11 protein-coding genes are annotated in these 15953 nt (G+C 40.5%); 4 read left to right on the top strand and 7 right to left on the bottom strand.

Annotated features, from left to right (window positions below):
* Positions 1 to 267: 267 nt before the first annotated feature.
* The 4 genes from GYM71_RS09615 to GYM71_RS09630 all read left to right on the top strand — a co-directional run bounded on the left by GYM71_RS09615 (position 268) and on the right by GYM71_RS09630 (position 7540).
* Positions 268 to 2418, top strand: coding sequence for a MucBP domain-containing protein (locus GYM71_RS09615; protein WP_220220305.1), 2151 nt, complete (start codon positions 268 to 270; stop codon positions 2416 to 2418).
* An 84-nt stretch (positions 2419 to 2502) separates the two neighbouring features.
* A complete protein-coding gene (locus GYM71_RS09620; protein ID WP_220220306.1) occupies positions 2503 to 4620 on the top strand; it encodes a MucBP domain-containing protein in 2118 nt (705 codons plus the stop codon).
* A gap of 139 nt (positions 4621 to 4759) precedes the next feature.
* On the top strand, positions 4760 to 5833 hold the full coding sequence (locus GYM71_RS09625; RefSeq protein ID WP_220220307.1) for a P1 family peptidase: 1074 nt from the start codon (positions 4760 to 4762) through the stop codon (positions 5831 to 5833).
* A 90-nt stretch (positions 5834 to 5923) separates the two neighbouring features.
* The gene (locus GYM71_RS09630) at positions 5924 to 7540 is read left to right on the top strand and encodes a glycoside hydrolase family 13 protein (RefSeq protein WP_220220308.1); all 1617 of its coding nucleotides are present in this window, start codon (positions 5924 to 5926) and stop codon (positions 7538 to 7540) included.
* 73 nt (positions 7541 to 7613) lie between these two features.
* Here the strand turns inward: GYM71_RS09630 and GYM71_RS09635 are convergent, their stop codons facing one another.
* The 7 genes from GYM71_RS09635 to GYM71_RS09665 form a co-directional block, all read right to left on the bottom strand.
* A complete protein-coding gene (locus tag GYM71_RS09635) occupies positions 7614 to 8114 on the bottom strand; it encodes an O-acetyl-ADP-ribose deacetylase (protein WP_220220309.1) in 501 nt (166 codons plus the stop codon).
* A 105-nt stretch (positions 8115 to 8219) separates the two neighbouring features.
* Positions 8220 to 9077, bottom strand: a complete 858-nt coding sequence (locus GYM71_RS09640; protein ID WP_220220310.1) for a sugar ABC transporter permease — start codon at positions 9075 to 9077, stop codon at positions 8220 to 8222.
* A gap of 2 nt (positions 9078 to 9079) precedes the next feature.
* Positions 9080 to 10438 carry a carbohydrate ABC transporter permease gene (locus tag GYM71_RS09645; RefSeq protein WP_220220311.1) on the bottom strand — a complete coding sequence of 453 codons (1359 nt, stop codon included), beginning with the start codon at positions 10436 to 10438 and terminating at the stop codon, positions 9080 to 9082.
* A 66-nt stretch (positions 10439 to 10504) separates the two neighbouring features.
* Positions 10505 to 11725 (bottom strand): extracellular solute-binding protein, encoded by a 1221-nt coding sequence (locus GYM71_RS09650; protein WP_220220312.1) that lies wholly within the window; start codon positions 11723 to 11725, stop codon positions 10505 to 10507.
* A 72-nt stretch (positions 11726 to 11797) separates the two neighbouring features.
* Positions 11798 to 12904, bottom strand: a complete 1107-nt coding sequence (locus GYM71_RS09655; RefSeq protein ID WP_220220313.1) for an ABC transporter ATP-binding protein — start codon at positions 12902 to 12904, stop codon at positions 11798 to 11800.
* A 21-nt stretch (positions 12905 to 12925) separates the two neighbouring features.
* Complete coding sequence (gene pgmB, locus GYM71_RS09660) at positions 12926 to 13588, bottom strand: beta-phosphoglucomutase (protein ID WP_220220314.1); 663 nt, start codon at positions 13586 to 13588, stop codon at positions 12926 to 12928.
* A complete protein-coding gene (locus GYM71_RS09665; RefSeq protein ID WP_220220315.1) occupies positions 13573 to 15846 on the bottom strand; it encodes a glycoside hydrolase family 65 protein in 2274 nt (757 codons plus the stop codon). The genes pgmB and GYM71_RS09665 overlap by 16 nt, the downstream gene beginning before the upstream one ends.
* Between the last annotated feature and the right edge of the window lie 107 nt (positions 15847 to 15953).

A 15953-nucleotide genomic window follows, 5' to 3' on the forward strand; every position in this document is an offset into this window, starting at 1 on the left:
ATTAACTATATGTATTATATTATCAATATAATTAATGTACAATTCAATAAAACGTATACCTTTTGTATAAAAACAGGATTAATTCTGATTATTGTTATTTAAAATAGCAAATCACCTTAAGACTAGTTCAACAGTATTAAGCGTTTCTTTGTGATTTTAAAAACAAATAGTTTGATGCTATAAATTATTTTTATTTTTAATATTGATTTCGCTTATATGCAAATATATAATGCTCATTAAATATAAACTAAATATGAGGTACATTATATGAAAAAGTCAAATAATTTGTACGGTCAAAAAGGCAAAGTCTTGTTCACAAGTGCTGCTGCCATCGCACTCAGCCTTGTTGCTGCTAATCCCGATAAAGTTAGCGCTGCAACACAACCTACTAATCAAGCTGCTAAAAAGACCGTTAATATAGCTAAAAAACGAGTTACCAAGAAAGCTGCTATTCAACCCACAACTTTAACTACAGAAAATTATTCTGAAGCTGTGCCGAACGATTCTTCTAATGAGGAAGAAAATAGTCTTGCCACCGACAAAAATGAAGTTGATTCTAGTAGCGACCTTTCAGCTACAGAACCTAATGATACGCCCGCTAAGATTGAAAAACGCGACAGTGCTCCTGCAGAAAGAACTGTTTCGGGGCAAGTCCATGGTCTTAACTTAAGCTATAACCAAGATACTGATGAGTTATCAATCAATGGTGGTTCTGTTACAGCAAGAATTGTTACTAGCGATGGAAGAAATACTAGCGGAATTAGCAAGTGGATAATCACTGGTAATGATGGAACAAATATTCCTCTCGCAAAAACTAAAAAAATAAGTATTACTGCCAAAACCCAGTTGAGTAACAGTGCTCCTGAGAGTCTGTTCAGCAATTTCACAGAATTAACCGAGATTACTGGTCTGAATCTGCTCGATACTTCCCAAGCAACCAATATGTCAAACATGTTTGCCAATTGTTCCAACCTCACCAGCCTTGATTTATCCAGCTTAGATACTTCAAATGTTGTATACATGGACGGCATGTTTTATGGTTGCTCTGGCCTTAAGCAAATTAATTTGAAAGGCTTTAATACTGAGAAAGTAACCAGTATGCTTAGTATGTTTGAAGGTGACTCTTCGTTATCAACCATCAATTTATCTGATTTTAAGACACCAAAGTTGGAAAGTACTCAATCAATGTTTACAGGATGCAAGGGATTAACTGAATTTACCTTTCCTTCTATCACTCCTAATCTAATGGGTGTAGGAGAAATGTTTAATGGTTGCACTAGTCTCAAAAAACTAGACATTAGTAGAATTGATCTAGTTACTCAGAAACTTTACGGCAACAATAGCTGTCTTGGCATGATATCCAACTTAACGAGCTTGAATACATTAGTTCTTGGTAAAAAAACAGCACTTTCTAACTTTTGGTATGACTCATTTCATGGTGATGATGGATTTAATTGTGGATTTGATAACGAAGGACCTTGGCAACAAGTTGATGCTACTCACGGTGGAACCATCAATAATCCAAAGGGCCAAAAGAATTTATCAAATACAGACATCATGGACATTTACCAATTTTTTGGATATCGGGACAGTGATGCAAATCCGCACACACACGAGAAAACTAAAGATTTTCCAGAAGATACTTATGTCCGCCTTGGTGAACCAATTACTTTGCAACACGTTGACGAAAGTGGCAAAGCTATCCCCGGCGTTGAAGATACTAAATTCTATGGTCCAATCGGTGACGACTACACTCTTTCACCAGACCAAGTTCCCGGCTATACCCTTAAGGCTGGACAAGATCCGTTTACGGGAACTTATGGTACAGGCAGATCTGTAACTGCTATTTATATCAAGAACCCTACAGCTCCGACTCCTGTAACCCCTACTCCAGTCCAAGCTGCTGATGTAACTGTCCATTATCAAGATGAAAATGGTAAAACCATTGCCCCTGATGAAGTACTTAAAGGTAATGTTGGCGATGGCTACATTTCAATGGCCAAGACCGTTTCTGGTTATACGTTAAAGGCCCGTCCAGACAATGCTACTGGCTTCTTTTCTGCTAGTCCGCAGTCAGTAACCTACGTTTATGCTCAAGAAGGTACTGCCGGCGCAGCTGAAATTGCCTCAAACGGTAAAGGTAAGAACAGTAAAAATGGCAAGAATGGTAAAACCTTAAACAATAAACCAACTGCTAAAGGTAAAACCAATTCACACCTCGGTCTTGTACCAACTGGCGTGACCAAACAAACCTCTTCCGCTAGTTCCTCCCAAGCTAGCGCGGCGGACAGTTCTGACCCTGGTCACCTACCGCAAACAGGTACTGATAAAAAGACGCAAATTGCCGTCATTTCGGCTGGTGCGGCATTATTGCTCAGCAGCTTAGCAGGCATTTGGTTTAGTCGCAAGAAAAACTAAAGTTTTGGAAAATTACCATAATAATTAAATGGAACGTCAACTTTATCTAAACTTACATAATATAAATTATCTATGAGGTACTTCATGAAAAAGCCAAATAATCTAACACACACGAAAGGCAAAGTCTTGTTCACAAGTGCTGCTGCCATCGCACTCAGCCTTGTTGCTGCTAATCCCGATAAAGTTAGCGCTGCAACACAACCTACTAATCAAGCTGCTAAAAAGACCGTTAATATAGCTAAAAAACGAGTTACAAAGAAAGCTGCTATTCAACCAACAACTTTAACTACAGAAAATTCTTCTGAGGCTGTGCCGAACGATTCTTCTAATGAGGAAGAAAATAGTCCTGCCACCGACAAAAATGAAGTTGATTCTAGTAGCGACCTTTCAGCTACAGAACCTAATGATACGCCCACTAAACGCGACAGTGCTCCTGCAGAAAGAACTGTTTCGGGGCAAGTCCATGGTCTTAACTTAAGCTATAACCAAGATACTGATGAGTTATCAATCAATGGTGGTTCTTATGACACTCAGCAATATGTGAATGATGTCCTTGCTACGTGGAAAATCGCTGGCAGCGATGTTTCACTTGCAAAAGCTAAAAAAATAAAAATTACAGCTGCAACTAAACTGAGCGGTAACGCTACAAGCGGATTTTTCAGTAATTTTGCGGAATTAACTGAGATTACTGGTCTAAAGCTGCTCGATACTTCGGAAGCTATTTATATGGGTAGTATGTTTGCCAATTGCCCTAAGTTAACTAGCCTTGATCTCTCCAGCTTAGATACTTCAAATGTTGTATACATGGACGGCATGTTTTATGGTTGCTCTAGCCTTAAGCAAATTAATTTGAAAGGCTTTAATACTGAGAAAGTAACCAGCATGTCTACTATGTTTTATGGTTGCTCTTCGTTATCAACCATTGATTTGTCTAGCTTTAAGACACCGGTGTTGGAAAGCATTCCATCAATGTTTGAAGGGTGCACGGGATTAACCGAATTTACCTTTCCCTCTACTACTCCTAAATTAGCTTATACTGCCCGTTTGTTTTACGGTTGTACTAACCTAAGAAAGCTTGATCTGAGTTATTTTGACTTAGTGTCCTCGAAATTAGCTAAAGGTGATAACTGTGTTGATCATATGCTCGGGGGTCTATCTAACCTCAGTACTTTAGTTCTTGGCCCTAAATCAGCGTTAGCAGCATTTGCTGGCCTTACTCATTATACTGACGAACAATGGGAGCAAATGAGTGAAAACTTCGCATTTGATAAAGCAGTTAAAGAACCTTGGCAACAAGTTGATGCTGCTCACGGTGGCACTATTTTTAATCCCAAAGGTAAGCAAAAATTATCACCCCTAGACTTGTTAAAAACTTATTATTATGATTATGAAGCAACAAACACAGAAGATCTTCCTACCGATACTTATGTCCGTCTAAGTGAACCAATTACTTTGCACCACGTTGATGAAAGTGGCAAACCTATCCCTGGTATTGATGATACTAAATTCTGTGGTCCAATTGGTGACAGCTATAATCTTAGTGCAGACCAAATTCCTGGCTATAACCTTGTGGGCGGTGATAAAACTTTTTCCGGCAACTATAATACGTCCCGTGAAGTTACTGCTGTTTATGCGAAAATTCCTGCATCTACTGCAGCTGTTACTACCCCAGTCCAAGCCGCTGATGTAACTGTCCATTACCAAGATGAAAATGGTAAAACCATTGCGCCTGATGAAGTACTTAAAGGTAATGTTGGCGATGGCTACATTTCAATGGCCAAGACCGTTTCTGGCTATACGTTAAAGGCCCGTCCAGACAATGCTACCGGTTTCTTTTCTGCTAGCCCACAATCAGTAACCTATGTTTATGCTCAAGAAGGTACTGCTAGTGCGGCTGAAATTGCCGCAAACGGTAAAGGTAAAAGTAAGAACAGTAAAAATGGCAAGAATGGTAAAACCCCAAGCAGTAAACCAACTGCTAAAGGTAAAACCAATTCACACCTCGGTCTTGTACCAACTGGCGTAACCCAACAAACCTCTTCCGCTAGTTCCTCCCAAGCTAGCACGGCAAGCAGTTCTGACCCTAGCCATCTACCGCAAACAGGTACTGACAAAAAGACGCAAATTGCCGTCATTTCAGCAGGTGCGGCATTATTGCTCAGCAGCTTAGCAGGCATTTGGTTTAGTCGCAAGAAAAACTAAATATTAAACTAAGAAAGCCAATTTCTATGACGAATTTGGCTTTTTTCTTTTCTCATATAAATTTTAAAGTCTTTCATTAATTTAACCTTAAGCTTAAAATAAGATATTAATTACAATTTATAGTATTAAAGGAGATACCATGGGACTTAACAAACCACTTTTATTTGCGCTTAGTGATGCACCGACCGGACAGCGAAATCTAATTACCGATGTGGCTGGCGTGACCGTTGGCCATAAAACAATTGTTACTGATCGTTTGCAAACAGGTGTAACCGTCATCAAGCCTTGCCAGGATAATATTTTTCGTGAAAAAATGCCGGCAGCTGCGCATGTTATCAACGGCTTTGGTAAAAGCACTGGTTTAGTTCAGATAGAAGAACTGGGTACAATTGAAACACCGCTAGTCTTAACTAATACTCTAAGTGTCGGAACCGCCACTACTGCTTTAGTGAAAAGAATGCTTGCTGAAAATCCAGAAATCGGCCTGACAACGGGTAGTGTTAATCCGATAGTAATGGAATGCAATGACAGTAGTATTAATCATATTCGCGATTTAGGCGTTACTGAAGAAGACGTTAACGAGGCCTTTGCGGCTGCTTCGTCTGAATTTGCTGAAGGTGGCGTAGGCGCTGGTACTGGAATGCGCTGCTATGAACTTAAAGGCGGTATCGGTTCTGCTTCACGCAAAATTAAAATTGATGACCAGACTTTCACAATGGGCGCTTTAGTCATGTCTAATTTTGGCCTCAGCACCGACTTAAATATTTACGGCCGAGCAATTGGCAAAAAGATTGTTGATAATAAAGATAGTAAAGAAAAAGGTAGTATTATCACGATTATTGCAACGGATATTCCATTTAATTCGCGTCAATTAAAAAGAATCGCTAAACGTTCTAGTATCGGCATTACTCGCAGCGGTTCATTTAGTGGCAATGGCAGTGGCGAAATTACACTAGCCTTTTCAACTGCAAACCGGATTAGTCATTTTCCTGAACATGAATTGAGTTCGATTCAAGCAATTACTGATGATAAGATTGACCGCTACTTCAGAATTACTGTCGATATTGTTAATGAAGCTATCCTAAGCTCACTAGCTCATGGCAAAACCACGCCAGACCGTGATGGTAAACCGCTATTAGGCTTAAAAGATGCACTTGCTCAATTAGGTAACGATCAAGATGCGCTAGCTTTGCGCAATGAATTAGGGCTTTAATTAGATACCGGTAACAAAATCTACTGAAGCTGCACCATGTTATAATTTTACTAGCATCTCAAGTTAACGCTTACAAGTGGGAGGAAAAATATGACACCTTGGTGGAAAAACGCAGTTATCTATCAAATTTACCCTAAATCATTCCAAGACAGCAATGGTGACGGTATTGGCGACCTAAACGGGATTATTAACCGCCTAGATTATTTACAAAAATTGGGAATTGATGCCATCTGGCTCTCACCCATTTATCAGTCACCTGGCGTTGATAACGGTTATGATATTTCTGACTATCAGGCCATTGACCCGCAATATGGGACCATGGCGGATTTAGACAGGCTGATTGCAGAAGCCAAAAAAAGAAATATCCGCATTATTATGGATCTCGTGGTTAACCATACCTCTGATCAACACCAATGGTTTATCGAAGCACGGAAAAGTAAAAATAATCCTAAGCGTGATTTTTACATTTGGCGTGATCCTATCAATAGGCACGAGCCTAATGACTTAACTTCTAATTTCTCTGGTTCTGCGTGGCAATATGATCAGACAACTGGCCAATACTACCTCCACTTTTTTGCTCCTGAGCAGCCTGACTTAAATTGGCAAAATCCTGAATTACGACAAAAAATTTATGAGATGATGACTTTTTGGCTTGATAAGGGCATTGGCGGTTTTCGCATGGATGTAATTGAGCTAATTGGTAAAGAGCCTGATCGCAAGATTGGCGCAAACGGACCAAAATTGCATCCCTACTTGCAAGAAATGAACCAGAAAGTATTAGCCAATCGTGATATCATGACCGTTGGCGAAACATGGAGCGCCGATTTAGAAACAGTTACTAAGTATTCAGATCCAGCACGGCATGAGCTTTCAATGGTCTTTCAGTTTGAGGATCAGCAAGTTGACCAGCAGCCAGGCAAAGAAAAGTGGGATCTTGCCCCCTATCGACCAGCTGCTCTTAAAAAGATTTTGCTTAAATGGCAAACGCAGCTAGACTACCGCCATGCTTGGAATAGTCTTTTTTGGGAAAATCATGATCTTCCCCGTGTCATCTCGCGCTGGGGCAGCGACACTACTTATCGCGTGCAATCAGCGAAGATGTTCGCAATTGCCCTCCATTTAATGCGCGGCACACCTTATATTTATAATGGTGAAGAAATTGGGATGACTAATTATCCGGTTAAAGATATCACTGAAGTTGCAGACCTTGAAAGCATCAATATGTATCATGACCGACTTCAAAAGGGCTATTCTAAACAAGAGCTCCTTAAGGCAATTAATGCCAAAGGTCGCGATAACGCTCGGCGGCCAATGCAATGGTCGGATCGGCTGCAAGCCGGTTTTACCAGTGGTGAGCCTTGGCTTAAAGTTAATCCCAATTACCAGCAAATTAATGTTCAAGCCGCTTTAGCTGATCCTAATTCTATTTTTTACACTTACCAAAAACTAATTCGTTTGCGCCATGAAAACGAAATTGTTGTTACGGGCTCATTTAAGCCGCTAACAACTTCTGCTGATGTCTTAGCATATTACCGCGAATTAGGCGATCAGCGCTGGCTAATTGTCGCTAATCTTAGTGAAAATAAAGCGCAATTTACTGCACCAGATCAGCTTAAACAGGTTTTACTCAGTAACTATTGCGCTCCGCAAACTTTACAGGCACTTACCTTAAAGCCATATGAAGCCTTTGCTGCAATTGTTAACTAAGTTAAATAAAAACTCGTGAACTTGATAAAAACCGTCTACTAGTTAGCGGACGGATGAGCATTCACGAGTTTTTTTATTTGGCTAGTTCTTTTTGATAAAGCTGAAATGTTGCGTTGTCAAAAGCACACATCGTAACTTCCATCTTAGCTGAAGGATTTTGCTTTAACCAGTCTTTTACTGCTGCAAATGCAATTTCAGCCGCCCTTTTTGCAGGAAAACCGTAAGCACCAGTTGAAATAGCCGGAAAGGCAATACTGTGTAAGTTATTCTGCTTGGCTAAAGATAGCGAATTAAGGTAACAAGCGCGTAAAAGCTGGCTATCGGTAGATGAACCTGAATAAACCGGGCCAACTGTATGAATCACATGCTTAGCAGGCAGGCGATAGCCCCGGGTAATTTTTGCTTGACCGGTCTCACAACCGTGAAGTTCGCGACATTCCTGAAGTAAGTCGGGGCCAGCTGCTTGATGAATTGCGCCATCAACACCAAGACCGCCAAGAAGTGAATTATTGGCAGCATTAACAATTGCATCTACGACTAATTTGGTTATATCTCCCTGAATAATTTTAATCATTAGCTCACCTTCTTTTTTAGTTATATTTTACCGCAATTAAAAATCTTGGACGTAAACAAAAAAGTGCGACTGCTTATGGTCGCACTTTGAACTTTTTGCCGTAAATTAACCTTTTTCGGCACCGGCGGTAATGCCATTAACATAAAATTTTTGCATGAAGATAAACAAAATTGTAATTGGAATAGCAATAATAACACAGCCAGCGACAAATTCCGCAAAGAACTGGGTCGCATTGCCCTTGGTATTATGCACCATGTTGTACAAACCATAGGCAATTGTATATGTTTTGGGATTCCCCGAAGTCGATAAGATAATGCCAGAGAAAATGAAGTCAGTCCACGGAGCAATAAATGCCGTCAAAGCGGTGTAGACAATCATTGGTTTTGCTAAAGGTAAATCAACGTTAGTAAAAATCTGCCACTTAGTTGCCCCATCAATTTCAGCTGCTTCATCAATTGAAAACGGCACCGTATCGAAGAAGCCCTTGGCAACATAGAATCCTAGTCCGGCACCACCGACATAAACTAGCAATAATCCGCCCAGATTGAGCATGTTGAGTCCCTTTAAAATATAGTAAAGAGCAATCATTGACATGAACCCGGGAAACATTCCCAAAATAAGGGCAATTTGCATAAACGGTTTACGAAACGAAAAGCGCAACCGCGATAAGACATATGCCACTGAAATAGTTAAAAAGGTTGAAATAATCATTGATAAAATTGAGATGATCAACGTATTAATAATCCAATTAACTAATGGATACTGGGAATTGGTAAAAATACCAATATAATTATCAAACGTGAACTTATCTGGCCAAAAAGTCGAAACAAAGCCAGTATCATTGTATGAGAAACTCGCTAAAATAATCCAAATGATTGGTAAAATCCAGACAATTGCCAAGATAATTAATAAAAGATAACGGAAAAATAGCGAAAGGCGTTTTTGATTTTGATAAGATTTCATCTTTAGCCCTCCTTAAAAGCATTGGTATGACGATAGGCCAGCAGCGAAAAGACGGCACTAATGATAAAGATTAAAATACCTAAAACTGCCGAGGCATTGTAGCGCTGCTCTTGACCAAATGTCAGATTGTACAGCCAAGTTACCAGCAAGTCCGTTGAACCTGCCCCGTTATAGCGATTATTCATTGGTGCACCACCAGTTAGCAGGTAAATGACATTAAAGTTATTAATATTGCCGATAAATTGCTGAATTAAGGAAGGAGCCATCACGAAGAGAATCTGCGGAAAAGTAATTGATTTAAAAATCTGCATTGCGTTAGCACCGTCCATTTTAGCAGCCTCAATTTGATCTGTCGGCAGGTTTTGAATAATAGCAGTGGATACTAACATTGAAACTGGAATACCAATCCACATGTTAACGATAATAACCGTAATCCGCGCTACTAAGGGCGAAGCCTGACTATCAATGAAATGAATTGGGTGAGCTATCATGCCAATATTCATCAAGATATTATTGAGCGCACCCTGATAATCAAGAAATTGTGCCATCATCAGTAAAGAAACAAATTGTGGCACAGCCCAAACAATTACAAAAATTGTCCGCCAAAAGCCTTTATGCTTAATGCCCTTTGATTCAATTAACAGCGCCAATAAAACGCCAAAGAAGAAAGTCGTCGCTGTAGCGGCTATTGCCCAGACAATTGTCCAGCCTAAAACTGGGAAAAAGGTACCGGATAAGTCCCCGCTAATCACACTTCCAAAAGCCTGGAAACCAGTCCAAGAAAAAGCAATGGGATGCTGCCGGTCATAGTTCGTAAAAGCCATTGAAATCATAAAGATTGTTGGCAAAATAGTAAAACACAGAATTCCTAAAATAGGAAAAGCCATTAACGTATCGTGCAACCGGGAATCAAACAAACTTGCTAGCTCTTCTTTATTACTTAAAATGTGTTTGCCATCACGACTCAAGACGTAATTCTTTCTGGTCGAGCGCAAGTTAACGATATAAAGATAAATCATTGCAATACAGATAATGACAGCAAGAAGGCCAAATAACAGAATTAACACCGAATTTGACGGCTGCTTAGTGATATAAACGCCTTGGGCACTATCATAAACCACTTTTTTGGTTTTATTTTCTCCCAGAGTAGTCAGCATACTAATTGCCGATATTCCGCTAAAAATAAACCAGATAATAAATGCAACTTCTGCTAATAACAGTGTTAAGCCCTTAACCCACTGCTTATTCTCAAGGGCATTGCTGCCCATAATAAAGAAGGACAATTTGGTTGCAATACTGCCTTTAGACCAAACCTCACGAAAAGTTGCCTTAACAGCAGCATGCTTTTTCTTTTTAAACATAATTTCTCCTCTTCCTGAGCAAAAAGGTTGGACGCTGCCTGCCCAACCTTTAGTGCTTAAGATTAACTATTTCTTTTCAGAAGCCTTGGCCAATTTAGCAAGTTGAGCCTTGTATTGTGCTGGTTTAACTTTGCCATCATAAGCACCGTTAACTAGAGGAGGAACATCATTCCAGAAGACTGACATTTGTGGTAATTTTGGCATCAAGACTGAGTTGCCTGGTTTAGACATTTCAATTACCGCATCAGCCACTGAATCCTTCTTCACAGCTGGATCGTTAATTGCTTCTTTAAGAACTGGAATTTGCCCAGCTTCCTTATGAGCGATTAATTGTGCTTTCTTATTTGTGATGTAAGCAGCCAATTCTGAAGCAGCTTTTGGATTCTTAGTGTGAGCATTAACTGCAAAACCTTCGATTCCAAGGAATGCCTGCATTTGAACTGACTTACCGCCAACTTCAATCATTGGATACTTCGCAACCGCAAAGTTCTTGCCTAGAATTTTCTTGATATTGGCAGCATTCCAAGGACCATCTAAAATAGCTTGCGCATTACCCTTCTTCAATTGGTTTAATGCGTTTGAAGTCTGCATTACGCCCTTGTTATTTCTTTGTTCAGCGTACCATTTCAGTGCATTAACACCCTTTTGTGAATTAAACGTTGAGCCCTTTAAATCTTCACCGCTGTCACCATACAACTTTGTACCAGCTGAGAAGAAGACTGGCCACATAACATAAGCGTTAGTAAAGTCCGTTGCAACAACACCTTTAGAAGTTAAGGTTTTCCAATTTTTGACATCATTAGCAGATAACTTAGACTTATCGTAATAAATTGTCTGTGCCTGTTGTGCGTATGGATAGGCATAAATTTTTCCTTTCCAGGTTACTCCCTTAGCAGCAACGGCAATGTAATTAGCCTTAATATTGCTGGTATCTTTTGGTGAGAGCGGGTTAATGTAACCTGAGTCTGCCATTTGTCCTAATTGGTCGTTAGGTGCTTCAAAAACATCGGCAGCTTTTGATGGGTCCTTGCCGACATCAGTTTTGGCATTAGCTGAACCAGTTGGATTTTGCGTAACGCGAACAGTGATATTTTTATGCGATTTAGTAAAATCACTAGCAATTTTCTTATAATATGACACTTGATTAGTATCAACCCAGAGCGTCAATTTCGTATTTTGGCTGCTATTTCCGCTTGCTGATTTTGAATCATTATTTGAGCAAGCTGCAAGAGACATTGCCGCTAAAATTGCTGTACTACCTAATGCTACTTTCTTCCAAATTTTCATGTTATTTACCTCCTAATTTAAAACAACATGCTTTTTTATTTTCAGTTCCCATTTGGCAACTGAATTTATTCCCTAATTAACAATTGCCAGCGTGGTGTCTTGATCAAAAAAGTGGGCCTTGTTGAGGTCAAATCCCATCTTGACTTGATCACCGGGTTGGTAAAGATCCCGCGCATTAATATTGGCAACGAATTCCGTATTAGCAACTTTTTGGTAAAGCTGAATTGTTGCCCCTAGTAATTCGGACACAACGACCGTCGAATTAACCACTGCGTTCGGCCAAGTTTCGAGAAACGCTTCTTCAGCGTGAATATCTTCAGGTCTAATGCCCAAAATCAAATCACGGTCGTTATAGCCCTTCTTTTCGAGCAATTTTGCTTTCCCCTCAGGTATTCCCATGTCAATGCCGCGATTATCAGTCACACGCCCATTATGATAATGGACATTAAAGAAATTCATCTGGGGCGAACCGATAAAGCCTGCTACGAATTGATTAACGGGATGGTTATATACTTCTTGCGGGGAACCAATTTGCTCAACTTTACCAACCGACATTACAACTACACGGTCAGCTAAAGTCATCGCCTCTGTTTGATCGTGCGTGACGTAAATGGTTGTTGTACCTAAGTCCTGATGCAGCTTGGCAATTTCGGCCCGCATTGATACCCGCAATTTTGCATCCAGGTTGGATAAAGGCTCATCCATTAAAAAGATGGGTGCATCCCGCACGATTGCTCTACCTAAAGCTACCCGCTGTCTTTGACCGCCAGATAGCTCAGCTGGTTTTTTATCCAAGTATTCTTTCAGGTTCAAAATTTCAGCTGCATGTTGCACTCGCTGATCAATTTCGCTTTTCTTATAATGACGCAGCTTTAGCCCAAAGGCCATATTGTCGTAAATTGTCATGTGCGGATAAAGCGCGTAGTTTTGAAATACCATTGCAATATGGCGGTCCTTTGGCGCTACATCGTTCATTACCTGATGATCAATCTCGAGTGTGCCTTTGCTGATATCTTCCAATCCGGCAATCATCCTCAAAGTAGTCGATTTACCACAACCAGAAGGCCCAACAAAGACGATAAATTCCTTATCTTTGATATGTAAATCAAAGTCCTTCACAGAATACTGGTCATTACCCTCATATTTTTTGCATAGATGGTTTAAATCAACTTCAACCATTCTTTTTACCTACCTTCTTAACTAGCTGTTTATATAAGCAGCCACGATCTTATCTAACTGCAAGTCTTTGGTTGAAGCGACAAGATAGTCGGCCTCTTTCAACACGGTGCGGTCGCCAATACCAACGGCAAATTGCCCGGCCGCTTTAATTGCAGCAACCCCAGCTGCGGCATCTTCAAAACTGATCACTTCACTCGCCTTTAAGTGCAAAAGTTGTTGCGCCTTTTGATAGATTTCCGGATCTGGCTTGCCCTTGTTAACTGTTGCCGCATCGACAATGCCAGCAAACTTACTGGCAATCTTCAATTTGTGCAATATTTTAGGCGCATTTTTCGAAGCCGAAGCAATGCACATTTTTAAATTGGCCTCTTGTGCATCCGCAAGTAGTTGCGGAATGCCAGGTAAAATGTCTTTCGGCGTCATCGTATCTACTTGCTGTAAGAACTTCTCGTTCTTAGCTGCCGCAAACTGCTTCTTCTGCTGCTCAGTATACTCATTAGTTTGATGACCATATTGCAAGATTAAATCTAGGGAATCCATGCGAGAAATTCCTCGTAACGAGTTCAGTTGCTCGTTTGTCAGTCTAATTCCTAATTCTTTAGCTAAATCATTCCAAGCGGCTAAATGAAACTTCGCTGAATCTGTCAAAACGCCGTCTAAATCAAAAATCAAACCTTTAAGCATGCCACTTCACCTTCTTTCAATTCAACCTGTTGGTCTTTAACCATGACTGTAAGCTGCTTACCACTAATCAAATCAAGCTTAACTTCATCATGGCTAACGGCTACTTTAATTAAACGATTACGGTAGTTAAGTTTGAAACTATAATTCTGCCAGTTATCGGGAACGAACGGATTGAACTTTAGCTGCTCTTTGTCATAACGCATTCCCGCAAAGCCTTGAACAATTGCAAGCCATGAACCGCTCATTGAAGTTATATGTAGTCCATCGGTAGTATCATTATTGTAGTTATCAAGGTCTAACCTGGCTGTTCGTTCATAAAGAGCAACCGATTGTTTCTTTTTACCTAATTCAGCCGCTAAAATTGAGTGAACACAAGGCGAAAGAGAACTCTCATGAACGGTGAGTGGTTCATAAAAATCAAAGTTGCGCTCCTTTTCTTCTTTAGTAAAGCGATCATCCAAATAGTAGATTCCCTGCAAGACATCTGCTTGCTTGATAAACGGTGAACGAAGGATTTTATCCCAAGACCAATGCTGGTTAATTGGACGTTCAGTTGCCGGAATTTCCTTTGCTGGCTGCAAATCTTTGTCTAAAAAGTCATCTTGCTGTAAAAAGATGCCGCGTTCATGATCTTCCGGCAAATACATATTAGCAATAATGTCCTGCCAGTTAGCTTTTTCCTGTTCACTAACGTGAACTCTCTTTTGGGCTGCGGGATCAGCTAGGGGCAGGCGCTCTAAGGTGTATTGCAAAACCCATTGCGCCATCAGGTTAGTAAACCAGTTATTGTTGACATTATTCTCATACTCATTCGGCCCGGTTACACCGTGCATGACATACTTTTGCCGCCATTTTGAATAGTGAACCCGATCTGCCCAAAAACGTGCTGTTTCAACTAAAACATCCATTCCCTCGTTTTTAACATAAGACTCATCCCCGGTATAACTGGTATAACGCTTAATTGCAAATGCAATATCAGCATTACGGTGAATTTCTTCAAAGGTAATTTCCCATTCATTGTGGCATTCAAGACCGTTAAAGGTCACCATTGGGAAAAGCGCACCCTTTAACCCAAGATCTTTAGCATTCTGATAGGCTCCTGCCAGTTGATCGTGCCGATATTGAAGCAGTGCCCTCGTCACGTTTGGCTTAGCCACGCATAAATACATCGGGAAGATAAAGGCTTCAGTATCCCAGTAAGTCGCACCACCATACTTTTCGCCGGTAAAACCCTTGGGACCAACATTGAGTCGTTTATCTTCGCCATAGTAAGTCATAAACAACTGTAAAATATTGAACCTAATTCCCTGCTGGGCCAAATCATTACCGGTGATTACCACGTCACTTTTTTCCCACCGTCTTTGCCAGATAGCGGTATGCTCAGCTAGATTTTCGGCAAAGCTCTTGGCCTGCAAGCGTGTCATCAATTCGGCGGCTTTTTGAGCTTGCATTTCTGGCTCAACATCGCGACTAGTAACAACAATTACGTCTTTTTCAAGGTTATAGCGATCACCGGAATTGAGGTCAACCGTTAACTTTTCACTGAGCCCAGCTTTAGTTGTTGTGACCATTCCTTTGACAAAATGATTGTTATGCCGCAATCCCTGCTTTAAGAGAACTGTAAATTGCGGAACTCCATATGGATTGGGGATTGTTTTAACCTGAATCGTGCGCTGATCGCTATCTTCACCGCAGCTTTGCCAAAAATGCTCATTGTAGTTGCTGTCTTCATTAGTAACCGTGCCATCCAGCGTTGCTGTAAAGGTAATTTTGGCTTTTCCCGTTAAGACTGTCGCCACAACGTTAATCAGTGCCGCTTCTTTTTGTTTAATATGTAAAAAACGTTGAAATTCAAACCTAACCGTGGTTGTTGTTCCCAAATAAGTAAAGCTCCGCGTCAAGAGGCCTTGATGCATATCCAGTGAAAAAGAAAAATCTTTGATCTTGCTGGTTGCTAGATCCAGCTTTTCGCCGTTAATATTAATGCCGATGCCAATAAAACTGGGGGCATTGATGGACTTGCCAAAGTACTTGGGATAACCATTTTTCCACCAGCCCACTCGTGTCTTATCCGGAAACCAAACTCCAGCCAAGTAGGTTCCTTGCAAGCTATCGCCTGAATAACCCTCTTCAAAATTACCGCGCATCCCCATGTAATCATTACCAATTGACGTAATGCTTTCCTGCAGACGTTTATCTGCCGGATTAAACTCATGCGTAGTAACTTGCCAAGGATTAATCTCAAAAATCCGTTTCATCTGCTTATCTCCTCTTGTGCGGTTTTGTTTACGCTTTCATTATTCGCCAAAATGGAGCATCTTTGCAATCCAAAATCCTCTGTTAACGGTATCAAAATAATTATGAA

The sequence above is a fragment of the Lactobacillus panisapium genome (genome assembly GCF_019469265.1).
GTDB lineage: Bacteria > Bacillota > Bacilli > Lactobacillales > Lactobacillaceae > Lactobacillus > Lactobacillus panisapium.

Coding starts and splice junctions, on each gene's coding strand:
- GYM71_RS09640 (WP_220220310.1), bottom strand. CDS start 9,077: ATGAAATCTTATCAAAATCAAAAACGCCTTTCGCTATTTTTCCGTTAT.
- GYM71_RS09635 (WP_220220309.1), bottom strand. CDS start 8,114: ATGATTAAAATTATTCAGGGAGATATAACCAAATTAGTCGTAGATGCA.
- GYM71_RS09645 (WP_220220311.1), bottom strand. CDS start 10,438: ATGTTTAAAAAGAAAAAGCATGCTGCTGTTAAGGCAACTTTTCGTGAG.
- GYM71_RS09630 (WP_220220308.1), top strand. CDS start 5,924: ATGACACCTTGGTGGAAAAACGCAGTTATCTATCAAATTTACCCTAAA.
- GYM71_RS09665 (WP_220220315.1), bottom strand. CDS start 15,846: ATGAAACGGATTTTTGAGATTAATCCTTGGCAAGTTACTACGCATGAG.
- pgmB (WP_220220314.1), bottom strand. CDS start 13,588: ATGCTTAAAGGTTTGATTTTTGATTTAGACGGCGTTTTGACAGATTCA.
- GYM71_RS09655 (WP_220220313.1), bottom strand. CDS start 12,904: ATGGTTGAAGTTGATTTAAACCATCTATGCAAAAAATATGAGGGTAAT.
- GYM71_RS09615 (WP_220220305.1), top strand. CDS start 268: ATGAAAAAGTCAAATAATTTGTACGGTCAAAAAGGCAAAGTCTTGTTC.
- GYM71_RS09650 (WP_220220312.1), bottom strand. CDS start 11,725: ATGAAAATTTGGAAGAAAGTAGCATTAGGTAGTACAGCAATTTTAGCG.
- GYM71_RS09625 (WP_220220307.1), top strand. CDS start 4,760: ATGGGACTTAACAAACCACTTTTATTTGCGCTTAGTGATGCACCGACC.
- GYM71_RS09620 (WP_220220306.1), top strand. CDS start 2,503: ATGAAAAAGCCAAATAATCTAACACACACGAAAGGCAAAGTCTTGTTC.